Genomic DNA, 22,964 nt, shown 5'->3' with positions numbered 1-22,964 from the left:
CCTATGCGTCCTCCCCGCGCGCCGCCGCAGTACTGCGCGCGCCCCATTCCCCACCATCGGAGTTGTCACGATGAAATACCTGCACGCCATGATCCGCGTCCACGACCTGGAGAAGACCAGCAAATTCTTCACCGAAGGCCTGGGCCTGCACGAGACCCGCCGCATCGAGAACGAAGCCGGCAAGTTCACCCTGGTGTACTTCGGCGCGCCGGAGAACCCGGAAGCCGAAGTCGAGCTGACCTACAACTGGGGCTCGGACGAGGACTACGGTAGCGCCCGCAATTTCGGCCACCTGGCCTTCGAAGTCGACGACATCTACGCCCTCTGCGCGCACCTGCAGTCGCTCGGCGTGACCATCAACCGGCCGCCGCGCGACGGGCGCATGGCCTTCGTGCGCAGCCCCGACCTGATCTCGATCGAGTTGCTGCAGAAGGGCGAGGCGCTGGCCCCGGCCGAGCCGTGGGCGTCGATGCCCAACACCGGCGTGTGGTAAGGACTCAGGGCGCGGTCTCGGGCAACGCCTGGCCGCAGCCCCGGCAATAGCCGGCGTTGCGGTCGTGGCCTTGCAGGCCGCAGCGCGCGCAGGTGCGTTGATCCGGCGCGCGGCGGCGGTCGGCGTCGCGCAGGCTGTTGGCCAGTTCGGCGGTGTAGATGCCGGTGGGCACGGCGATGATGCTGTAGCCGATCAGGATCAGCACTGAGGTAATGGCGCGGCCCAGCGGCGTGAGCGGGGCGATGTCGCCGAAGCCGACCGTGGCCATCGTCACCACCGCCCAGTACATCGCGGTGGGAATGCTGGTGAAGCCGTTGGCCGGGCCTTCGACCACGTACATCAGCGCGCCGAAGATCACCACCAGGGTGATCACCGTGAACAGGAACACGAACACCTTGCGCCGGCTGCGCCATAACGCATCGACCAGCATGCTGCTTTCTTCGACGTAGCGGGTGAGCTTGAGGATGCGGAACAGCCGCAGCACCCGCAGCACGCGCACCACCAGCAGCGTCTGCGCACCGGGCAACAGAAACGAGATGTAGGTGGGCAGGATCGACAACAGGTCGATCACGCCCCAGAAGCTCAGCGCATAGCGCAGCGGCCGCTTTACCGTGGCCAGGCGCAAGGCGTACTCGACGGTGAACAGCGCGGTGAAACCCCACTCGAGCACGTACAGGGTGCCAGCGTGACGGCTGTGCAGCGCCGGGACGCTGTCGACCAGGATCACCGCGACGCTGGCCACGATCGCCGCGACCAGCAACAGGTCGAAGTTGCGCGAAGGCTTGGTGTCGTGCCGATAGATGATGTCGAACCAGCGGCGCCGCCAGCCGTGCTCGGTCGCCGGGGCGAGCTGGGAATCGAGGAAAAATCGCATGCGCCCATGCTACCCGAGCCGCATTGTAGTGGCGGGCGCGCGCAGCGCGACAGTCGGCGGCGTGCGGGCCGGCGTGTGCTGCCGCGTTGGGCGGCGCCACCCCGGTCGTTGCAGGCGGCCGCCGGAGGTCCGGGCAAGCACTGCCGGCGGTCTCTATAATCGGCGCTTTCCCCGCAGGACTGCCTCGATGACCGCTTCTTCCGCCGCGGAGCTGATCGCCCTCGGTCAACGCTACAGCCTGCCGATCTACCGTCCGCGCCAACTGGTGCTGGAGCGCGGCCAGGGCGCCCGGGTCTGGGACAGCGAGGGACGCGACTACATCGACCTGTCCGCCGGCATCGCCGTGTGCGGGCTCGGCCACAACGATCCAGACCTGCAGGCGGCGCTGCTCGAACAGGCCGGCAAGCTGTGGCACACCAGCAACGTGTTCTACAGCGAGCCGCCGCTGCGCCTGGTCGAGGAACTGGTGGTGGCCTCGCGCTTTGCGCACAAGGCGTTCCTGTGCAATTCCGGCGCCGAGGCCAACGAGGCGGCGATCAAGCTGGTGCGCAAATGGGCCACCGCCCAGGGCCGCCCGCCGCAGCGGCGGGTGATCGTCACCTTCCGCGGCAGCTTCCACGGCCGCACCCTTGCGGCGGTGACCGCCACCGCGCAGCCCAAGTACCAGGAAGGCTACGAGCCGCTGCCCGGCGGTTTCCGCTACGTCGACTTCAACGACATCGTGCAGCTGGAAACGGCGATGGCCGCCGGCGACGTGGCCGCGGTGATGCTGGAGCCCGTGCAGGGCGAGGGCGGGGTGATGCCGGCGGCGCCGGGCTTCCTGGCGCAGGTGCGGGCGCTGTGCGACCACCACGGCGCGCTGCTGGTGCTGGACGAGATCCAGTGCGGCATGGGCCGCACCGGCACCCTGTTCGCGCACTGGCAGGACCAGGTGACGCCGGACATCGTGACCCTGGCCAAGGCGCTGGGCGGCGGCTTCCCGATCGGCGCGCTGCTGGCCGGGCCGAAGGTCGCCGAGACCATGCAGTTCGGCGCGCACGGCACCACCTTCGGCGGCAACCCGCTGGCCGCGGCGGTGGCGCGGGTGGCGCTGCGCAAGCTGGCCTCGACGGCGATCGCCGCCAACGTCTCGCGGCAGTCGGCGGCGCTGCGCAAGGGCCTGGCGGCGCTCGACGAGGAGTTCAGGCTGTTCTCGCAGGTGCGCGGACGCGGCCTGATGCTCGGTGCGGTGTTGAATCCGGCGCATGCCGGGCAGGCCGCGACGATCCTCGACCACGCCGCCGCGCACGGCGTGCTGACCTTGCAGGCCGGGCCGGACGTGCTGCGCTTCGTGCCGGCGCTGAACCTCACCGACCAGGAACTGGCCGAAGGGTTGCAGCGGTTGCGTGCGGCGCTGCGGGACTACGTCGGCACGCGCTGACCGTCACTCCGACAAGTAGGCATCGCGCCAGCGAACGCGTCACGTGCAGGCAAGCGCCTGTGGGAGGGACTTCAGTCCCGACGCGATGCCCGGTGGCTCCCGCAATGCGGGGAGCGATGGCCTCTGGGGTTCGCGAGGCTATCGCATCGCGCGTCGCGGCTGAAGCCGCTCCCACAGGTGGGCATCGCGCCAGCGGTCACGTGACGTGCAGGCAAGCGCCTGTGGAAGGGACTTCAGTCCCGCCGCGATGACCGGTGGCTGCCGCAATACGGGTGGCGATGGCCTATGGGGTCCGCGAGGCCATCGCATCGCGCGTCGCGGCTGAAGCCGCTCCCACGGTGTGCATCGCGCCAGCGGTCACGTCACGTGCAGGCAAGCGCCTGTGGGAGGGACTTCAGTCCCGACGCGATGACCGGTGGCTGCCGCAATGCGGGGGTGATGGCCTTTGGGGTTCGCGAGACCATCGCATCGCGCGTCGCGGCTGAAGCCGCTTTAATTCACCTTTGTGGCTGCGGCAGGGCGCGTCTGCCGCGCGGGTGGGTGCGATACCTAGGCCAGGCCATGCCGCGCCAGGGCGCGGCGCACGGCGCGGGCGCCGCTGGCGGTCTCGGCGCGCATGCCGATGGCGCGGGCGCCGCGCACGTTGACGAACAGGTCGTCGATGAACAGCGCGTGCCGCGGGGCGACGCCGAACCGCTCGAGCGCCCGCCGATAGACCTCGGCCTGCGGCTTGCGTCCGCCGAGTGCGCCACTGCACAGCACCCGGCCCTGCAGCAACGGAAACAGCGCCGGCACGATCTGCTCGACCGCCTCGGCCATCAGCGCGCCGTTGTTGGTCAGCACGCCGATGTCGACGCTGCCGGCCAGTGCCAGGACGCGCTCGACCACGCCGGGATCGCCGCGGCTGGCGACGACGCGCGCGGCGATCCAGTCGGCCTCGCGCACCTGCCTGTCCAGGCCCTGCCCGAGCCGTTGCAGGTAGTCGGCGGTGGCGATCTCGCCGCCGTCGTAGGCGGTTTCCAGTCCGGACGCGAACAGCGCCTGCCGCACCTGTGCCGGTTCGCAGCCGCACTGCTCGGCCAGGCAGGCGATACGCGCCGCGCGGGTATACCCGGCCAGCACGCCGTCGAAATCGAGCAGCAGCAGGCGCGGGCGCGGCAGGGTCAACGCGGCCATGGCGCGGGCGGCGGTACGCAAGGGCGGTACTGGGGCATGCGACGGGTCGTGGGTGGGGGCACCCGAGATTAACCCAGTCCCCGCCGCGGCGAACGCGGCTACCCGCGCGCTGCCGCCGGTCGCGCGCGGCCCACCCGCATGCGGCCCACCTACCCCTCGACTGCGGCCGCTCGCCGCACCTCCCTGGCTATGGTTCCTCCGCGCCGCGTTCACGGCGTCGCCGGTCGGGGGACAGGTGCGTTTCCACGCGATATCCACGTCATCCAGGGGGTCTTGGGCATGAGCAAGCGATTGAAAACGCATCGTCTGGCGGAGTCGGTGCGCAGGGGACTGGGGAACGCCGGGCATCGCCACGGAACGGCCACGCTGGCGGTGGTGCTGGCCGCCGCACAGGCGCTGCCGGCGCTGGCGGAAGACGCGGACGGCCAGGCCAAGACGCTGGATGCGATCACGGTGATCTCCACCGGCACGCGCAAGGCCAACATGGCGGTGACCGACAGTCCGGCGCCGATCCAGCTGGTGAGCGCGGAGATGCTCAAGCAGTCGGCCGCGCCGGACCTCATCAACGCCATCGCCAACCAGGTGCCGTCCTACAACGCCAACCAGACCGGCAACGACATGGCGAGCCAGACGCTCACCGCCAGCCTGCGCAACCTCTCGCCCAACCACACGCTGGTGCTGGTCAACGGCAAGCGCCGCCACATCACCTCCAACGTCAACACCACCACCGGCGCGGCGTCGGCGGACCTGTCGTTCATCCCGGCTGCGGCGATCGACCACGTCGAAGTGCTCACCGACGGTGCCGCGGCGCTGTACGGCTCGGACGCGATCGCCGGCGTCATCAACATCATCCTGAAGAAGAACCACGACGGTGGCGAAGTGGATGCCGGCTATGCCGGCTACAAGGACGGGGGCGGGGGGACCGATTCGTGGGGCGCCAACATCGGCTTCGGCAGCGATGCGGCGTACTTCAGCCTCAGCGCCGAGGTCGAGAACCGCAAGACCGTGTACCGGCTCGGCTCCTACAGCTACGCCGACTGCGTGGCCAACTACGCCGACTGCTCGGCGGTCAATCCGAGTATGGCCGCCTTCCTCGCCGACGACGTGCGCGGCATGACCCTCAACCCGCGCTTTCCCAACGTCAACGCCTGGCTCAATCCGCCGGAAGTGCACCGCAAGGTGCTGTTCTTCAACTCCGGCGCGGTGCTCAGCGACACGCTCGAGTTCTACGCGTTCGGCAGCTTCGGCAAGAAGACCGCGCAGTCGGAGGAGAACTACCGGCGTCCCAGCCAGGATGGCGGCTATGTCGATCCGGCCACCGGCACGGTCAGCCACAAGTACCCGTTGGGCTTCAATCCGTCCGAGGCCTCCGACGAGGTCGACTACGAGCTCACTGCCGGGCTGAAGGGCGTGCTGGCCGACTGGTCCTGGGATTTCTCCAGCAGCTACGGCAAGAACAAGATGGACGTGTACACGCTGAACTCGATGAACTTCAGCCTGTGGCAGGAGGACGGCTACTCGCCCGAGGATTTCTACGACGGCAGCTTCTGGGCCAGCCAGTGGACCACCAACCTCAACGCCACCCACGATTTCGAGGTCGGCCTGTCGCAGCCGCTGACCTTCAACGCCGGCATCGAGTACCGCCGCGACGGCTATGGCATCGATGCGGGCGACCCGACCTCGTACTACGGCGCCGGCGCCTCCTCCTTCCCCGGCTACAACCCGCTGTTCAACACCGGGTCCTACAGCCGCCACAGCTACGCCGCCTATGCCGACGTGGTGTTCAATCCGACCGAGAAGTGGCTGCTGGACGTGGCCGGGCGCTACGAGAACTACAGCGACTTCGGCAGCAAGGTGGTCGGCAAGCTGACCACCCGCTTCGACCTCAGCGACACGTTCGCGGTGCGCGCCACCGCCAGCACCGGCTTCCGCGCGCCGACCCTGCAGGAAGGCTACTACTCGGCGGTGCAGGTCGGCCCGACCAGCGCCACCCCGACGCTGCAGCCCAACAGCGCGGCCGCCGCGGCGCTGGGCTTCGGCAGCCTGAAGCCGGAGACCAGCACCAACTACAGCCTGGGCTTCGTGTTCCGGCCGATGCCCAACCTCGACAGCACGCTCGACGTCTACCGCATCACCATCTCCGACCGCATCGGCGTCGGGACCTTCGAGTATTCCCGGGCCGGGGAGCCGGGCGACACCAACGGCGACGGCGTTCCCGACGCGAGCTACAACACCGCGCTGGGCCAGGCCCTGGTCGACTTCGGCTACCTGGGCGGCGTCGACCCGTCCGCGCCGGGCGGCTCGCTCGACGCCACCGCGCGCCAGAACATCTCCGTGGCGATCTTCAACAATTCGCTCAAGACCCGCAGCAGCGGCGTGGACTGGGTGACCAACTACATCAGCGAGTTCGACTGGGGCTCGATCGACTGGATCCTGGCGGCCAACTACAACAAGACCGAGGTGCTCGACGCCAAGCCGGCGCCACAGGTGCTCGGCGGCGCCACCATGTACAGCGCGGCGACCCTGATCAACCTGGAGAACAACGCGCCCAAGTACCGGGTCAACCTGGGCGCCACCTTCAACATCGGCAAGTTCAGCCTGCGCGTGACCGAGGCGATCTACGGGCCGCAATACCAGCTGGTCACGCCGTACGACGACTGGAACGGCGATGTGTTCCCCGACAGCGTGCTCCGCAAGCTCGACGTGGTCGACGTCAACGGCGCGCCGTACTACAAGCAGGAGATCGGCACGCTGGCGCTGACCAACGTCGAGTTGACCTACCGCCCCACCGAGCGGCTCACGGTCAGCATCGGCGGCGACAACGTGTTCAACACGTATCCGGACAAGATCCCGGCGGCGGCCTACGACTACCTCGAGAAGAACTACCTGAGTTACTACAACTCGCCGTACCTGACCGGCAGCCCGATCGGCTACTTCGGCGCGCGCTACTACGCCAAGCTCACCTACCGCTTCTGAGCCGCGCCCGCTTGAGCCCTCTCCCCCCGGGAGAGGGGGTGGGGTGAGGGTGCGGCGGCCGCAATCCCCGCCAAGCACCCACCCCCACCCACCTACCCACTCCATCGCGGCCTACCCGCCGCAGCCGACCTGCGCCGCCGTCGCGGCGGCTATGGTCGATCCGCTATCCGCGAGGCGATGTCCACGATGCACGCAGCCCCCAAGGGAGCCATGACCCGCCGCCAGTTGCTCGCCAGGATCGGCCTGGCCGGCGGCGGCGCGATGATGTACCAGGCGATGCACAGCCTGGGCCTGGCCACCGAATCGCGCTTCGCCGGCGTGCCGCGGCTGGACGGCGACGCCCGCGGCGCCTCGGTGCTGGTGCTCGGCGCCGGCCTGGCCGGCCTGACCGCGGCCTACGAACTGCGCAAGGCCGGCTACCGCGTCCAGGTGCTCGAGTACAACGCGCGTCCCGGCGGCCGCAATTGGACGCTGCGCGGCGGCGACCGCTATACCGAGCTGGGCGGCTTCACCCAGCAGTGCGGATTCGACGAGGGCTTGTACCTCAACCCCGGGCCGTGGCGCATCCCGCACCACCACAAGGCGGTGCTGTCCTATTGCAAGCAGTTCGGGGTGGCGCTGGAGCCGTTCGTGCAGGTCAACTTCAACGCGCTGCTGCACAGCCAGGCCGGCTTCGGCGGCAGGCCGCAGCGCTTCCGCGACATCGACGCCGACTACAAGGGGCACGTGGCCGAACTGCTGGCCAAGAGCACCAAGCAGGGCGCGCTGGACGCGCAACTGCAGCGCGAGGACCAGGAGATCCTGCTCGAGTCGCTGCGCAACTGGGGCGCGCTGGACAAGGACTTCGGCTACGTCAAGGGCCGCGAGAGCAGTGAGCGCCGCGGCTTCGCCAAGTATCCCGGCGGCGGCCTGTCCGGCAAGCCGGAATTCTCCGAACCGTTCACTACCGAGGACATCCTGCGCTCGCGGCTGTGGACCACGCTGGCGGCAGGCAACAACTACGAGATGCAGACCGCGATGTTCCAGCCGGTCGGCGGCATGGACCAGATCGGCAAGGCCTTCGCGCGCCAGCTCGGCGATGCGATCCGCTACGACGCGCGGGTCACCCGCATCGACCAGGACGCGCACGGGGTCAGCGTCGCCTATGAGGCGGACGGCGGCGAACGGCTGGCCAAGGCCGACTGGTGCGTGTGCACGATCCCGCTGTCGATCCTCAGCCGCATCCCGATCGCGGTGGGCGAGAAGATGGCCGCGGCGATCGGCCAGGTGCCGTATGCGGCCTCGGTCAAGGTCGGCCTGCAGTTCAAGCGCCGCTTCTGGGAAGAGGACGAGGCGATCTACGGCGGCATCAGCTACACCGACCTGCCGATCACCCTGATCAGCTATCCGAGCACCGGCTTCCAGCGCGCCGGCAAGGGCGTGCTGCTCGGCGCTTACGTGTGGGGGCTGGAGGCGTTCGAGTTCACCTCGATGCCGCCGCCGCAGCGCGTGGCCAAGGCGGTGGAGTACGGCACCCACCTGCATCCGCAGTACCCGCGCGAATTCGACAACGGCATCGCCGTGGGCTGGCACCGGGTGCCGTTCACGCACGGCTGCTTCGGCGTGTGGAGCGATGCCGCACGCGCCGAGCACTACGAAAACCTGTGCCAGATCGACGGCCGCATCGCCCTCGCCGGCGAACACGCCTCGTACATCCCGGCCTGGCAGGAAGGCGCCATCACCTCGGCGCTGGACGCGATCGAGCGCCTGCACCGGCGCGTGGTCAACGGAGCTAGCGCATGAAGCTGGATCGTTCCTGGATGCTCGCCGCGGCGATCGTCGCCGCCCTCGTCGCGCTGATGCTGCCGCCGGGGATCGGTCCGGCCACGGCGCAGAGTTCCGACGCCACCCCGCTGTATCCGCAGGCCGAGTTCACCACCACCTCCGGCGCCACCGTGTACGCGGCGATCTGCCAAGGCTGCCACATGCCGGGCGGGCAGGGCGCGCGCGGCGCCGGCGAGTATCCGGCGCTGGCCGGCAATCCCAAGGTGGCCGCGGCGCCCTACGTGGCGATGATGGTGCTCGATGGCCACGGCGGCATGCCCGGCTTCGCCGACACGCTCAACGACCGCCAGGTCGCCGAGGTGGTGCACTACGTGCGCAGCCAGTTCGGCAACGACTATCCCGGCCGGCTCAGTGCCGAGGACGTGCACGCGCTGCGGCACTGAGCCGGCCTGGCTTTCCTTTCCCGTTCCGATCGCAAGGAGTTCCGCATGCGCCATCGCGTCGTTTCCCGTTCGCTCCGTGTCGGCCTGTGCGCCGCGTTGTGGCTGCCCGCGCTGGCCGGCGCCGCCGAGATCGTGCGCCACAAGATTCCCAACAGCGATTTCCCGATCTCCGCGGCGGTGGAGATCCCGGCCGGCAAGACCACGGTCTATCTCAGCGGTGCGGTGCCGCGGCCGCTCGATCCGGCCGCGAAGGATGCGCCGGCCAGCTACGGCGACACCAAGGCGCAGACGGTCAGCGTGCTGTCGCAGATCAAGGCGCAGCTGGAAGGCATGGGCCTGGGCATGCGCGACGTGGTCAAGATGCAGGCGTTCCTGGTCGGGGATCCGGCGCTGGGCGGGAAGATGGATTTCGCCGGCTTCATGGAGGGCTACCGGCAGTTCTTCGGCACGCCCGAGCAGCCCAACCTGCCGGCGCGTTCGGCGTTCCAGATCGCCGCGCTTGGCAATCCGCTGTATCGCATCGAGATCGAAGTGGTCGCGGTGCGTCCGTAGTTCCCTTCGCCACGTTCTTGCCAGGAGTCCGTCATGCAGCAGTCGTCGCCTTCGCGCCGCCGGTTCCTTCAGCAGTCGGCGCTGGCCGCCGCGGCCGGCCTCGGGACACCGTGGCTGGCGCAGGCCGCGTCCACGGCGGCGCCGGCCGCCGGCGCCGCACTGGCGCCGGTGCTGATCAACGCCAACGAGTATCCCGGTGGCCCCTCGCCGGCAGCGCAGCGCGCGATCGCCGCGATCGCCTCCAGCGGCGGGCGCTACCTGGGCGAACTGCAGCTCGAATTGCTGCAGACCCTCGCCACCCAGCTCGGTGTGGGCCTGGATCATCTGATGGCCTACGCCGGCTCCACCGAGCCGCTGGACTACGCCATGCTGGCGTTCACTTCGCCCGCTGCGTCCCTGGTCACCGCCGATCCCACCTACGAATCCGGTTGGCGCGCGGCCGCGCGAAATGGCGCCAAGGTGATCAAAGTGCCGCTCCGCAAGGACGACGCGCACGACGTGCAGGCCATGTGCGCCGCCGACGCCCATGCCGGAGTGATCTACATCTGCAATCCGAACAACCCCACCGGCTCGGTCACCCCGCGCAAGGACCTGGAATACGCGCTGGCGCACAAGCCCAAGGGCAGCGTGCTGGTGGTCGACGAGGCGTACCTGCATTTCTCCGACAGCGCCAGCAGCATGGTCGACCGCGTCGCCGCCGGCGACGACGTGATCGTGCTGCGCACCTTCTCCAAGCTCTATGGCATGGCCGGCATCCGCCTGGGCTACGCGGTGGCGCGCCCCGAGCTGCTGGCCAAGCTCCAGTTCTACAGCATCAACAGCCTGCCGGTGACTGCGGTCGCCGCAGGCCTGGCCAGCCTGCGCGATCCGGCGCTGGTGCCGCAGCGGCGCGCGCTCAACAGCGCCATCCGCAGCGACGTGGTGCGCTGGCTCGGCGCGCAGGGATACGCGTGCACTGCCTCGGAGAGCAATTGCTTCATGGTCGACGTGAAGCGCCCGGCGAAGGAGTTCATGGATGCGATGGCGACCTATGGCGTGTTCGTCGGCCGCAGTTGGACGCTGTGGCCGGAGCGCTCGCGCATCACCGTCGGCACCGCGGCGGAGATGGCGCGGTTCAAGCAGGCGTTCGCGCAGGTGGCGGCGGGCAAGCGTGGGCCGCTGCCGGTGCCGGCGCCGCTTGCGTCGCACGATCCGCTGCATGGATTCTTCCGCAACGCCTAGCGACTGCGCATGCCGCGATGCGCGCAAAGTTCGACGTTGACAAGCATTTGCGCGAAAGCGGACAGTCGTGGCGCTGCGCAGGCAGCGCGTGGTGCCGCACATGACGTCGCTGCGCCGTTTCCATTGCCAAGGAGTTTTTCTTGAAAGCATCCTCGCTGTCCCCTTTGCTGGTCCTCGCTGCGCTCGCGTTCGCGCCGGCGGCCTGGGCCAAGACCTGTGCGGTGACCATCACCGGCACCGACCAGATGTCCTTCGACCAGACCCAGATCAAGGTCGCCGCCGACTGTACCGAGGTGGCGCTGACGCTCAAGCACAGCGGCAAGCTCGCCGCCGCGGTGATGGGCCACAACTGGGTGCTGACCAAGACCGCCGATTTCCCCGCCGTGGCCAATGCCGGCGTCAGTAGCAGCCTGGCCGACAGCTACCTGCCCAAGAACGATGCGCGGGTCATCGCGCACACCAAGGTGATCGGCGCCGGGCAGTCGGACACCGTCACGTTCTCCACCGCCAAGCTCGTCAAGGGCGGCGACTACACCTTCTTCTGCTCGTTCCCGGGGCACTGGGCGGTGATGAAGGGCAAGTTCGTGTTCGGCTGAGGCACATCGCGCGCAGCGCGCGGTACGGCGGCGAAGTGTTGCGCGTGCCGGCGCCGCGGATGAACACGGCGGCGCTCGCGCCTGCAGAACCCTGATGGCACGCAACGCGCGTGTCGCCGCGTTCAGTCCGCTGCGCGCTCCGGCGTCGCCGCGCGCTGCAGCAGCCCGCGTTGCAGCGCGTTGGCCAGGGCGGCCTCACGATTGCCGGCCTGCAGCTTGCGGTACAGGTTCTTCAGGTGGAACTTGACCGTGTTCTCCGACAGCGCCAGGCGCCGCGCGATCTGCTTGTTCGTGTCGCCTTGCGCCAGCAGCGCCAGCACTTCCAGTTCGCGTTCGCTGAACAGTTCGGCGCCGTTGTCCTGGTCGTGACGCAGCTTGTCGAGCAAGGTCTGGATGGTCATTGCCAGCGTGGTGTTGGGCGCCGCCTGCGGGTCCTGCTGGCGCGCCATGCGCAGCAGTGCCTTGCCCGGCACGCCCAGTTCCAGCAGGCATTGCCAGGCCTGGGTGGCGGCCACGTGCTGCAGCGCGTGACGCAAGTAGGGCAGGGCGGCGGCGGATTCGCCGCGGTCGTGCAGCACCAGGGCGATGCGCGCGCGTGCGCGGGCCAGGTGCACCTGGTTGTCGGTGGCCACGCAGCGCGCTTCGACACCTTGCAACACCGCCAGCGCGGCGCGGGTGCGTCCGCCCAGGCGATGCCAACGGGCCAGGGCGAAACCCAGCGCGGTCAGAAAGCGCCAATCCTGCGGCTGCGCCAGGGCGTGCGTGAAGCGCGCCTCGCCGCTGGCACGCGCGATCAGCAGGTCGATCGCCGGCGACGGCGGCTGGTCGAGCAGCACGTGCAGCCGCCAGGCCAGCGCCAGGTCGGCGAGCCGGCTCAGGTGTCGGGCATGCGCGATCCGGTCGATGCGGTCGAGCAGGTCCAGTGCGGCGCGGCCGCTGCGGTCGTGCTGCCGCGCCAGCACCAGGGCGGTCTCGTAGCCGGCGGCGTACACGTCCAGCCAGCCGTCGTGCTGTTCCAGGAACGCCAGCGCCGGCTGCAGGCAGTCGGCCGCCGCGTCGTAGCGGCCGTGTTCGCATTGCACTTGCGCGAGCAGGCATTGCCCCACCGCCTGCAGGGTCGGGTCGAGCTGCTGCTGGCGCTGGCCGATGGCCAGCGCCTGGCGGCAGGTGGCCTCCGCCCGATCCAGTTGGCCACGGTAGAACTGGCTCTGCGCCAGGTGGGTCAGCGCATAGCTGACGCCGACCTCGCTGCCGCTGGCCTGCATCGCGGTGCCGGCCAGTTGCGCATAGCGTTCTGCGTCGGCGAAATCGGCGCGGCCCAGCGCGGTGGTGGCGCAGATGCACCACAGGGTGCCGCGGCCCAGGCTGTCGTCCGCGTCCAGCGCGGCGGCCTGTGCGGCGATCTGCGCCAGCCCGCGCCGGTTGGCGCAGACCTGGTCGAGCAGGTCGCGCAGCAACGCCACCACCACCGTGTAGTCGCGTTCGAACGGCGTGCGCATCGGTTCGGGCAAATCACGGAATCGCTCCAGCAGGGTCTGCGCGTGCGCGAACTCGCCCAGCTTCATGTGCAGGTAGGCCTGGGTCAGGGCCAGCGCCGGCTGCTCGCCGATGCAACGCCGCGGAAAGCGGCGCAGCAGCGCCCGAACCGGCGCGGTGCCGTGGCGCAGCAGCAACTGCCAGGTGCCGGCGCGGGCGATGCAGTCGGCGGCGCTGTCGATCGCGCCGCCGCGCACCGCGTGCCGCACCGCCTCGGGCAGCTGTCCGTGCGCGTCGAACCACTGCGCGGCACGTCGCTGCAACTGCGGTGCCAGCCCGGGCGTCGCGCGTTCCAGTTGCTGGGACAGGTAATCGGCGAACAGCGGATGGAACCGGAACCATTCGTGCTCGCCGTCCAGCGTCACCAGCAGGCCCTGGAAGTGCGCCAGCCGTTCCAGCAGGCGGCCGCTGTCATCGCGCTGGCGCACTGCGTCGGCGAGCGCGGCGTTGAATCGTTCCAGCGGCGAGAGCTGCAGCAGCAGCGTGCGCAGTTCCGGATCCAGGTCGTTGAGCACCTGTTCGGCCAGGTACGCCGCCAGCTCGGCGGTGCGGCCGGAGAAGCGGCCCAGGTCGTCGCGACGGCGTTCGTCGCCGCCCAGCCACAGCCCGGCCAGTTGCAGCGCCACCGCCCAGCCCTCGGTCTGGCGACGCAGCTGGCGGGCCATCGCCAGCGGTACCTGCGCGCCCAGCAGCGCTGCCGTCTCCGCCTCGTCCAGGGCCAGCTCCCGCGCGCCGATGCGCTCCACCTGGCCCTGCAGCGCCCAGCGCGCCAGCGGCAGCGCCGGCGCGCGCCGCGTCGCCAACAGCAGGTGTAGCTGGCCGCCGGCATGTTCGACCAGCCGCGTCAGTACCTCATCGAGCGCGCTGGTCTGGCCGCGGTCGTAATCGTCGAGGATGACCAGCAGGCGCCGCGGCGCGGCGCGGATCGCACGGACCAGGCTGGGCACGGTGACGGCCGCATCGAGATCCTGCCCTTGCTGCTGCAACGCGGCCTGCAGCGGCGCGCCGAGTTCGATTCCGGCATCGCGCACGGCCAGCGCCAGGTAGGCGAGGAAACGCCCGGGGTCGGCATCGTCCTCGTCCAGCGACAGCCATGCCACCGCGGCCTCGCCGCGCTCGCGCAGGCGTTGGTGCCATTGCCCGAGCAAGGTGGTCTTGCCGAACCCCGGCGGTGCCAGCAGCAGGGTCAGCGGCAGGTCGGCGGCGCGGTCCAGGTGCTGCAGCAAGGCCTCGCGCGCCACCGTGGCCACGCGCACGCGTGGCGGTGCGAGCTTGTCGACCAATACCCAATCGGGCACGGCGGCGCTGTCGTGCGTGGACGCAGGAAAACGCGGGTTCAACAGCGTGACAGGCTTGGGCATGTCGCCAGCAATGTCTTCTGCAGCGGTCGCCCTTGCGCCCTCCGGCGGTTCGGTTGACGGGACGGAACCGGACGCGCGCCGCCGTGCCGCACGGAGTGCGGAACGGTCTTGGCCGCGTAGGTTCCACGGGTCCCCACCCTGGTGCCGTCCGCTGGCCTTGCCTGTCGAACTTATGCCAGCGTCGCCACAAAAGCAAAGCCGCCCACGCCTGCCCGCGGTTCGTTCAGCCGGCGGCGACCGCCGCAAACGCCTCGCGCGCCGCGGCCAGCGTGGCCTCCAGCACCGCGTCGTCGTGGGCGCTGGACAGAAAGCCTGCCTCGTAGGCCGACGGCGCCAGGAACACGCCGCGCTCGAGCATCGCGTGGAAGAACCGGTTGAACGCGGCGGTGTCGCAGGCGGTGGCCTGCGCATAGGTCTCCACCTTCTCGGTGGTGAAGAACAGCCCGAACATCGCCCCGACCTGGTTGGTGGTGACTGCCACGCCGGCCGCCGCCGCAGCGGCCTCCAGCCCGGCGCACAGCTGTGCGGTGGCCGCGTCCAGGCGCTGGTGGAAGCCCGGTGCCTGGATCAGTTCCAGCATCGCCAGTCCTGCGGCCATCGCCACCGGATTGCCGCTGAGCGTGCCGGCCTGGTAGATCGGCCCGGACGGCGCCACCTGCCGCATCAGCTCGGCGCGCCCGCCATAGGCGCCCACCGGCATGCCGCCGCCGATGATCTTGCCGAAGGTGGTCAGGTCCGGCGTCACCCGGTAGTGCGCCTGCGCGCCGCCCAGCGCGACGCGGAAACCGGTCATCACCTCGTCGAAGATCAGCAGCGCGCCATGTTGCGTGCACAGGTCGCGCAGGTGCTGCAGATAGCCCGGGCGCGGCGGAATGCAGTTGGCGTTGCCGACCACGGGCTCGATGATCACCGCAGCGATCTCGTGGCCGATCCGTTCGAACAGTTCGGTGGCGCCCTCGGCATCGTTGTAGGCCAGGGTGGCGGTGAGTTCGCTCAGGCCCGCCGGCACGCCCGGCGAGGTCGGCACGCCCAGGGTCAGCATGCCGCTGCCGGCCTTGACCAGGAACGAGTCGCCGTGGCCGTGGTAGCAGCCCTCGAACTTGACGATGCGGTTGCGCCCGGTGGCGCCACGCGCCAGGCGCACCGCCGACAGCGTGGCTTCGGTGCCGGAATTGACCATGCGCACCATCTCGCAGGACGGCACCAGCCGGGTGATGGTCTGCGCCATCGTCACCTCGGCCGGACACGGCGCGCCGAAGGACAGCCCGTCGCCGATCGCGCGCTGCACCGCCTCGCGCACCGCTGGATGGTTGTGGCCGGCGATCATCGGCCCCCACGAGCCCACGTAGTCGATGTAGCGGTTGCCGTCGACGTCGTACAGATAAGGGCCATCGGCGCGTTGCACGAAGAACGGCTCGCCGCCCACCGACTTGAAGGCGCGCACCGGCGAATTGACGCCGCCGGGAATCAGCGACTGCGCTTGGCTGAACAGGGCGTGCGAGCGGGAATGGTTCATGAGCGGAAATCCTTGACGATGCTGGCCGGGCCGATCGGCCGGGCACGGAGCGAGGCCGTCTATTGTCGCGGCTGCCGCCGATGCGCGCCATGTCGCCTACCCGGTCCTGCGCCACCTACCCGTCGCCGCCGGCGCCGCGCCGCGATTCGCTGCCTAGGATCGGAACGTCCAGGGGCGCATGACCCGATTGCCGATGGGAATCGGGCATGCGATGGGCGGAGTGTCCACCGCGGGCGCGGGGATCGCCATCCGGCGTTGCGCCTGCACGTTCGTTGGCGTGCCAACGATGTTCGTCTTCGGGAGAGAGCATGCATCGTAAGATCCGCAGGAGCGCCCTGGCGCTCGCGCTGGCGCTTGCCGCCGGCAATGGCTATGCGCAGTCCACCACCGGCAGCATCGTCGGCAGCGTGCCGCCAGGCGCCGGCGAGAGCAGCGTGCTGATCACCAACACCAGCAGCGGCTTCAGCCGCGAGGTGAAGGTGGACGAACGCGGCCGCTACGCGCAGGGCAACCTGCCGCTGGGCACCTACACGGTCTCGCTCAAGCGCGACGGCAAGGTGGTGGAGACGCGCGAGAACATCAGCCTGGTGGTCGGTGCCGGGACCGAGGTCGGCTTCGGCGGCCCCGCGCAGACGCTGGATGCGGTCAATGTCGTGGCCGGCAACGTGGCGCGGATCGACGTCGCCAGCGTCGACAGCCGCACCGTGATCACCGCCGAGCAGTTGGCGGTGCTGCCGCTGGGCCGCAGCGCCGAGGCCATCGCCTTGCTCGCGCCCGGCGTGGTCAACAACAGCGGCGGCTACGACAACGGCCCGCTCGGCGGCTCGCTGGCCAGTTTCGGCGGCTCGGCGGCCAGCGAGAACGCCTATCACCTCAACGGCTTCAATACCACCGATCCCGCCAGCAGCCTGGGCGGACTGACCTTGCCCTACGGCGCGATCGACCAGCAGGAAATCTTCACCGGCGGCTATGGCGCGCAGTACGGCCGCTCCAACGGCGGCGTGATCAGCCAGGTCGGCAAGCGCGGCAGCAACGACTGGCACTTCGGCGCGGCGGTGATCTGGCAACCGGACAGCCTCAGCGCCAGGCAGCGCGACCTGTATTTCCGCAGGGACAGCGTGTACTGGAATCCCGCCAACGCCAAGTACACCGCCGGCAACTACCAGCCGCTGAGCGAGACCAGCGCCGACCAGACCACCTACAGCGCCTATGTCGGCGGCCCGCTGCTCCGCGACCGCCTGTTCTTCTTCCTGGCCCTGGAGCAGGTCGATTCCAGCGGCACCCGCGTCGCCGATGCCCGCGTCACCTCGGGCGGCATTTCCGGCTCGCCGTGGACCCGCTACGACTACAAGCAGACCCGCGCCTATGCCAAGATCGACTGGCAGATCAGCGACAACCACCTGCTGGAGTTCACCGGCGCGCAGGACGAGGCGCGCACCAACGGCAGCATCTACCGCTACGACTACGTCAACCGCGACGTGGGCAGCTACAAGGGGCGCGAAGCCAAGAACACCTTCGGCCCGACCCTGTTCCTGGGCAAGTACACCGGGTACTTCGGCGACAACGTCACCCTGACCGCGTTGTACGGCAAGGAACGACTGCCCAACAAGCTCACCGCGATCGGCTACGACGCCGGCAACGGCCCGTTCCTCAACAGCGTCGCCAACCAGAACCCGGCCTACACCGGCGGCACCCCGATCGGCAACGCGCAGACGGTCAGCTCGATCACCGATCCGGACCGCGAATACAAGAAGGACAACCTGCGCCTGAACCTCAACTGGCGCCTCGGCGAGCACAGCGTCGACGTCGGCATCGACAACCAGAAGAGCGAGGCGATCAATATCGGTTCGTACAGTTCCGGCCCCGGTTATGCCTGGACCTATGGCTACACCCCGGATCCCTTCGGCCGCAACAGCGGCGGCCTGGTCAGCGGCTCCGTCGCCGAGGACGGCAGCATCGGCGTGCCAAGCCCCGGCCTGGCCGATCCCACCTACGGCAGCACCGGTTACTACGTCACCAAGGACATCGCCACCAACCTGTATTCCTACGATGCCAAGCAGACCGCCTACTACATCGAGGACCACTGGCAGGCCACCGACACATTGCTGCTCTCGCTGGGCGTGCGCAACGACAGCTTCACCAACTACACCCCGTTCGGCCAGGCCTATATCGCGCTGAAGAACCAGTGGGCGCCGCGGCTGGGCTTCAGCTGGGACGTCAACGGCGATTCCAGCCTCAAGGTGTACGGCAACCTCGGCCGCTACTACCTCGGCCTGCCGCTGTCGCCCGCTGGCCTGTTTACCCCGGCCGTGTCCACCAGCACCTACTACACCTACAGCGGCATCAACGCCGACGGCACGCCGATCCTGGCCCGGCAACTCGCGCCGCCGGTCTCGGCCAACTCGCGTTTCGGCCGCCTCGCCGACGTGCGCACCGCGGTCGTGGAGGACATCAAGGGCGAGAACCAGGACGAGCTCATCCTCGGTTTCAGCAAGCTGCTGCCCAACGACTGGGTGCTCGGCGTGCGTGGCGTGCATCGCCGGCTCAACGACGGCATCGACGACACCAACCTCGACAACTCCAATGCCGGCCTGCTGGCCGCAGCCGCGGCGGCGGGCGTGGATATCGACTGGACCAAGAACGCCAGCGCCGCGCTGGTCAATCCGGGCAAGACCAACACCTACCGGGTGATCGGCACGGATGGCCAGATCCATGCCCTGACCGTGACCCGCGAGCAGGGCGGCTACCCCGAATTCAAGCGTCGCTATTCGGCGGTGGAATTCAACCTGGAACGGCCGTTCGACGGCCGCTGGTACACCAAGATGAGCTACGTGTGGTCGCACAGCTACGGCACCACCGAGGGCCAGCTGCGCTCGGACCTGTGGCGGACCGGCGGTGCGCTGGGCAGCTATCAGGGCCAGGCAGCGACCTCGACCACGCAGAGCTGGGACCATGCGGCGCTGATGGAGCACTTCAACGGCAACCAGTCCAACGACCGTCGTCACCAGTTCAAGGCCTACGGGTTCTACCAGCTGACGGAGGAGTGGGGCACCTCGGCCAACCTGAGCCTGATCTCCGGCGCGCCGCGGCCCTGCCTGGGCTACTACTACGGCGACAACTACGATCCCGGCGATCGCGATCCGGCCGGCTATGCCAATCCCAGCGTCACCGGCGGCCCCTACCACTTCTGCTTCAACCCCAGCACCGGCACCGGCGAGCCGTCGCCGCCGGGGTCGCACGGCACCCTGGGCTGGGTGGCGCAACTGGACCTGGGCGTGAGCTACAAGCCGAAGTTCGCCGACGGCAAGCTGGCGCTGAGCCTGGACGTGTTCAACGTCACCAACCGGCAGACGGCGGTCAACGTCTATCCGTTCTCCGAGTTGAACCCGGGCGAGGTCAACCCGCTGTGGAACCAGGCGGTGGCCTACCAGGCGCCGCGCTCGGCACGGGTGACGCTGAGCTACGACTTCTGAGCGGGCAGCGGGCTAGCCCTTCTCCCATCGGGATCGGGTTTGGGGGGAGGGGTCGGCGCGCAGCGTCTCGTGGTGTTTGGGGGCACGAGGCTGCGCCCGTACCCTCATCCGCCCCTGCGGGACACCTTCCCCCGAAAAGGGGGCCATGGTCCCGGAGGGAGAAGGGACCGCCTAGCCCCTCTCCCCTCGGGAGAGGGGTTGGGGTGAGGGTTCGGCGCGTAGCGACTCGTGACGCCTCCGCCCCTCAGTCGAAACAGGCGCGGTACGCGGCCAGCGCCGCGCGCGGATCGGGCGCATCGAACACGCCGCTGATCACCGCCAGCAGGTCGGCGCCGGCCGCGACCAGTGGGCGCGCGTTGTCCGGGGTGAGGCCGCCGATCGCCACGCGCGGCACGCCCAGTGCCGCTGCATCGCGCAACAGGTCGGGCGTGGCGCGGCGCGTGGTGACCTTGCTGCGGGTGGGGAAGAACGCGCCGAAGGCGACGTAGCTGGCGCCGGCTGCCACGGCGCTGCGGGCCAGCGCCGGGGCGTCGTAGCAGGACGCGCCGATCAGCGCCTGCGGCCCGAGCGCGGCGCGCGCGGCGGCCAGGTCGCCGTCGTCCTCGCCCAGGTGCACGCCGGCCGCGCCCACCGCCTGCGCCAGGGCGACGTCGTCGTTGATGATCAGCGGCACCCCGGCCTGCGCGCACAGTGCCTGCAGCGCTGCGGCCTGCTGCTGCCGTTGCGCGGCATCGGCGCGTTTGTTGCGGTACTGCAGCCAGGTCACGCCCTGGTCCAGCAGCGGTGCCACCCGCGCCAGCAGGCGCGCGCCGTCGGCTTCGTCGGGAGTGATCAGGTACACGCCGCGCGGCGCCGGGGATGCGTTCATGGCCAAGCCTTCCGATGCGTCGACGGCGATGGGACAATGCCGTTCCGTCCGACTGTGACCTGCGATTATCCAATGAGCGACGCCACCGCCACCACCTATCGCACCTGGATGTGCGTCGTCTGCGGGTTCATCTACAACGAGGCCGACGGCCTGCCGGAAGAAGGCATCGCCCCCGGCACCCGCTGGGAAGACGTGCCCGACACTTGGACCTGCCCGGACTGCGGCGTGACCAAGGACGATTTCGAGATGGTGGAGATGGAGTGAGGGCTGGGATTGGGGAGTCGGGATTGGGGATTCGCAAGAGCGGCGATCCGCAATCTGCAAGCCATCCTGAGCGCCTTCAGCCCGGAAGCCCTCAAGAAAAAGTGGCGTTGCTCAGCGACGCGTCAGATCACGCCGCAGCCGCCCTTGCGAATCCCCAATCCCGAATCCCCAATCCCCGCCGTCAATGCATCCGCTGCGCACGCGCGCTCAGTTCCACCAGGCGCTCGCGGATCGGCAGCGCGTCGGCGGCCTCGGGGTTCAGTTGCAGGTAGCGGCCCAGGTCGCGGCGCGCGCCGGGCACGTAGTCCATCTGCAGGTAGGCCATGCCGCGGTCGCGCAGGGCTTCGGGCTGGTCCGGCATCAGCTTGAGCACGCGGTCTGCGCTGCGCGCGGCGCGGTCCCACTCGTCGCGTTCGGCATAGACGCCGTGCAGGTTGCGCAGCACCCGGGTCAGGATCGCGCGGTGCGGTGCCGGGTCCAGGATCTGCAGCAGGGCGCGGTCGTCGGGGCTTTCGCCGCCCATGTGCGGCCGCGCGCGCTCGCGCAGTTCCTCCACCGCCAGCGGGCGCCCGCCGTTGAACGGGTCCATCACCAGCAGGCCGTCGTCCACCGGCAGGCGCACCAGGAAATGCCCCGGGAAGGACACGCCGTCGAGCGGGATGTCCAGGCGCCGCGCCACTTCCATCTGCACCAGCGCCAGCGAGATCGGGTTGCCCAGGCGCCGCTCGAACACCTGGTTCATGTAGCTGTTGCGCGGGTCGTAATACTCGTCGTGGTTGCCGGTATAGCCCAGCTCTTCGAACAGGTGGCGATTGATCGCCGCCATCTTCAGCGGCCACTGCTCGATCGTCGCCACCTCGTGCCGCAGGTGGTCGGCGTGGCTCTGCGCCAGGGTGTCGTAATGGGCGGCATCCAGCTCCGGATACTCGTCGCGGGCGATCAGCAGTGCGGTCGCCAGCAGCGGCAGGGCATCGTCATCCAGAGCGGCCAGGGTATTCCAGCTCGGCAATGTCAATGGGGCGGCCATGGCCCAAGACTGGCGGCAAAGCCGGGCCCGATCAAGTCCGGCCGTTCCCGACAGCGGTGTCGGGTTCAGCGCCGTGGTCGCGGGGCCTTTTCCCGACGCCGCCGGCACCGTTGACGGGTCAGTGGCCCTGTGGAATTCCCGGGCCGAAGCGCAGTTCGGTGCCGTCCTGCAGCTTCAATTGCTCGGCCTGGCCGGCGTTGAGTTCGAGCACGTAGCGCGCCGGCGCGTTGCTCGGGTAGGGCGGGCAGGCGTCGCCGGCCGAGCACGGCGGCACGTCGCGCTGTTGCGCCACCAGCTTGCGCTGGTTGTCGAAGTACAGGATGTCCAGCGGGATCTTGGTGTTCTTCATCCAGTAGGCCTGCGGTTCCTCGCGGTCGTGGATGAACAGCATGCCGTGGTCGGCGTCCATCTGGTCGCGGAACATCAGTCCGCGCGCGCGCGTCGCATCGTTCTGCGCCAGTTCCACTTCGTAGCGGTGTCCGCCCAGTTCCACCCAATGGTCGCCGGCGCTGGCGCAGCCACTGAGAGCGAGCAGAAGAAGGACGCCGAGCGCGCGGAAGAGGGACATGGGCAGGGCCAGGGCAAGAGGAAGACAGCGCGCACCTTGTTGCATGGTGCGCGTGGCGTCAAGAGCTGGGATTGGTGATTGGAGATTGGGGATTCGTAAAAGCCGGGATCCACGCTTTTACGAATCCCCAATCCCGACTCCCCAATCCCACGCGCGCGACAGCGCGCGTCTACAGGACGCGCGGCGGCTCGCCACCGACGATCACCACGTCGGCCGGGCGGCGTGCGAACAGGCCGACGCAGACCACGCCGGGGATCTGGTTCAGTTCGCGCTCCAGCGCCACCGGGTCGGTGATCGACAGGTGATGCACGTCCAGTACCACGTTGCCGTTGTCGGTGATGACGCCGTCGCGCCACACCGGCTGGCCGCCGGTGCGCTCCAGGATCTCGCGGGCGACCAGGCTGCGCGCCATCGGGATCACCTCGATCGGCAGCGGGAACGCGCCCAGGGTCTGCACCTGCTTGCTCGGGTCGACGATGCAGATGAAGCGCTCGCTGGCCTCGGCGATGATCTTCTCGCGGGTCAGCGCGGCGCCGCCGCCCTTGATCAGGCACTTGTTCGGATCGCACTCGTCGGCGCCGTCCACGTACAGCGACAGGTTGCCGGTGTGGTTCAGCTCCAGCACCTCGATGCCGTGCTGGCGCAGGCGCGCGGTGCTCTGCTCGGAACTGGACACCGCGCCCTTGATGCGGTGGCCGATGCGGCCGAGCGCGTCGATGAAATAGGCGACGGTGGAGCCGGTGCCGACGCCGACGATCATGCCGTCCTGGACGTAGTCGATGGCTTTCTCGGCGGCAAGGCGTTTGGCGTCTGACATTGGAAGAGCTCGGGAGTGG

18 protein-coding genes are annotated in these 22,964 nt (G+C 69.3%); 10 read left to right on the top strand and 8 right to left on the bottom strand.

The annotated features are described in order from the left end of the window. The first annotated feature begins 70 nt into the window (after positions 1–70). A complete protein-coding gene (locus tag Q7W82_RS18810) occupies positions 71–493 on the top strand; it encodes a VOC family protein (protein ID WP_242160544.1) in 423 nt (140 codons plus the stop codon). A gap of 4 nt (positions 494–497) precedes the next feature. Here Q7W82_RS18810 and Q7W82_RS18805 read toward each other — a convergent pair whose 3' ends face one another. Then, positions 498–1,367 (bottom strand): ion transporter, encoded by an 870-nt coding sequence (locus tag Q7W82_RS18805; RefSeq protein ID WP_242160545.1) that lies wholly within the window; start codon positions 1,365–1,367, stop codon positions 498–500. 187 nt (positions 1,368–1,554) lie between these two features. On the opposite strand from Q7W82_RS18805, the gene Q7W82_RS18800 reads away from it, so the two are divergent. Beyond that, complete coding sequence (locus Q7W82_RS18800; protein WP_242160546.1) at positions 1,555–2,787, top strand: acetylornithine transaminase; 1,233 nt, start codon at positions 1,555–1,557, stop codon at positions 2,785–2,787. A gap of 549 nt (positions 2,788–3,336) precedes the next feature. On the opposite strand, the gene Q7W82_RS18795 is transcribed toward Q7W82_RS18800, so the two are convergent. Further along, positions 3,337–3,954 (bottom strand): HAD-IA family hydrolase, encoded by a 618-nt coding sequence (locus Q7W82_RS18795; protein ID WP_242160619.1) that lies wholly within the window; start codon positions 3,952–3,954, stop codon positions 3,337–3,339. 300 nt (positions 3,955–4,254) lie between these two features. On the opposite strand from Q7W82_RS18795, the gene Q7W82_RS18790 reads away from it, so the two are divergent. The 6 genes from Q7W82_RS18790 (at position 4,255) to azu (ending at position 11,515) form a co-directional block, all read left to right on the top strand. Then, on the top strand, positions 4,255–6,939 hold the full coding sequence (locus tag Q7W82_RS18790; protein ID WP_242160547.1) for a TonB-dependent receptor: 2,685 nt from the start codon (positions 4,255–4,257) through the stop codon (positions 6,937–6,939). A gap of 210 nt (positions 6,940–7,149) precedes the next feature. Next, entirely contained in the window at positions 7,150–8,721 is a 1,572-nt protein-coding gene (locus Q7W82_RS18785) for an NAD(P)/FAD-dependent oxidoreductase (RefSeq protein ID WP_242160548.1), read from the top strand. Beyond that, a complete protein-coding gene (locus Q7W82_RS18780) occupies positions 8,718–9,146 on the top strand; it encodes a cytochrome c (RefSeq protein ID WP_242160549.1) in 429 nt (142 codons plus the stop codon). The genes Q7W82_RS18785 and Q7W82_RS18780 overlap by 4 nt, the downstream gene beginning before the upstream one ends. A 45-nt stretch (positions 9,147–9,191) precedes the next feature. Beyond that, positions 9,192–9,698, top strand: coding sequence for a RidA family protein (locus Q7W82_RS18775; RefSeq protein ID WP_242160550.1), 507 nt, complete (start codon positions 9,192–9,194; stop codon positions 9,696–9,698). 33 nt (positions 9,699–9,731) lie between these two features. Further along, entirely contained in the window at positions 9,732–10,919 is a 1,188-nt protein-coding gene (locus tag Q7W82_RS18770) for a pyridoxal phosphate-dependent aminotransferase (protein WP_242160551.1), read from the top strand. A 155-nt stretch (positions 10,920–11,074) separates the two neighbouring features. Next, entirely contained in the window at positions 11,075–11,515 is a 441-nt protein-coding gene (azu, locus tag Q7W82_RS18765; RefSeq protein ID WP_260115030.1) for an azurin, read from the top strand. 122 nt (positions 11,516–11,637) lie between these two features. On the opposite strand, the gene Q7W82_RS18760 is transcribed toward azu, so the two are convergent. Together Q7W82_RS18760 and hemL are read right to left on the bottom strand one after the other, a co-directional pair. Beyond that, positions 11,638–14,412: a LuxR C-terminal-related transcriptional regulator gene (locus tag Q7W82_RS18760; protein WP_242160552.1), complete on the bottom strand. Its 2,775-nt coding sequence runs from the start codon at positions 14,410–14,412 to the stop codon at positions 11,638–11,640. Between the two features lie 223 nt (positions 14,413–14,635). Next, the gene (gene hemL / locus Q7W82_RS18755; protein WP_242160553.1) at positions 14,636–15,928 is read right to left on the bottom strand and encodes a glutamate-1-semialdehyde 2,1-aminomutase; all 1,293 of its coding nucleotides are present in this window, start codon (positions 15,926–15,928) and stop codon (positions 14,636–14,638) included. Between the two features lie 308 nt (positions 15,929–16,236). Between hemL and Q7W82_RS18750 the strand changes: the two genes are divergently transcribed. Then, positions 16,237–19,401 (top strand): TonB-dependent receptor plug domain-containing protein, encoded by a 3,165-nt coding sequence (locus Q7W82_RS18750; RefSeq protein ID WP_242160554.1) that lies wholly within the window; start codon positions 16,237–16,239, stop codon positions 19,399–19,401. 244 nt (positions 19,402–19,645) lie between these two features. On the opposite strand, the gene thiE is transcribed toward Q7W82_RS18750, so the two are convergent. Continuing rightward, positions 19,646–20,269: a thiamine phosphate synthase gene (thiE, locus tag Q7W82_RS18745; protein ID WP_242160555.1), complete on the bottom strand. Its 624-nt coding sequence runs from the start codon at positions 20,267–20,269 to the stop codon at positions 19,646–19,648. Between the two features lie 72 nt (positions 20,270–20,341). Between thiE and Q7W82_RS18740 the strand changes: the two genes are divergently transcribed. Further along, complete coding sequence (locus Q7W82_RS18740) at positions 20,342–20,533, top strand: rubredoxin (RefSeq protein ID WP_019798180.1); 192 nt, start codon at positions 20,342–20,344, stop codon at positions 20,531–20,533. Positions 20,534–20,714: 181 nt separating this feature from the next. Here Q7W82_RS18740 and Q7W82_RS18735 read toward each other — a convergent pair whose 3' ends face one another. The 3 genes from Q7W82_RS18735 to rpiA form a co-directional block, all read right to left on the bottom strand. Beyond that, entirely contained in the window at positions 20,715–21,560 is an 846-nt protein-coding gene (locus tag Q7W82_RS18735) for a SirB1 family protein (protein WP_242160556.1), read from the bottom strand. A gap of 118 nt (positions 21,561–21,678) precedes the next feature. Continuing rightward, positions 21,679–22,128: a DUF192 domain-containing protein gene (locus tag Q7W82_RS18730; protein WP_242160557.1), complete on the bottom strand. Its 450-nt coding sequence runs from the start codon at positions 22,126–22,128 to the stop codon at positions 21,679–21,681. Between the two features lie 169 nt (positions 22,129–22,297). Then, positions 22,298–22,945: a ribose-5-phosphate isomerase RpiA gene (rpiA, locus tag Q7W82_RS18725; RefSeq protein ID WP_242160558.1), complete on the bottom strand. Its 648-nt coding sequence runs from the start codon at positions 22,943–22,945 to the stop codon at positions 22,298–22,300. Positions 22,946–22,964: the final 19 nt, after the last annotated feature.

It is taken from the genome of Xanthomonas indica, from assembly GCF_040529045.1.
Taxonomy (GTDB): domain Bacteria; phylum Pseudomonadota; class Gammaproteobacteria; order Xanthomonadales; family Xanthomonadaceae; genus Xanthomonas_A; species Xanthomonas_A indica.
The sequence above is the reverse complement of the archived record's forward strand: the minus strand, read 5'-3'. Positions and strand labels throughout refer to the sequence as shown.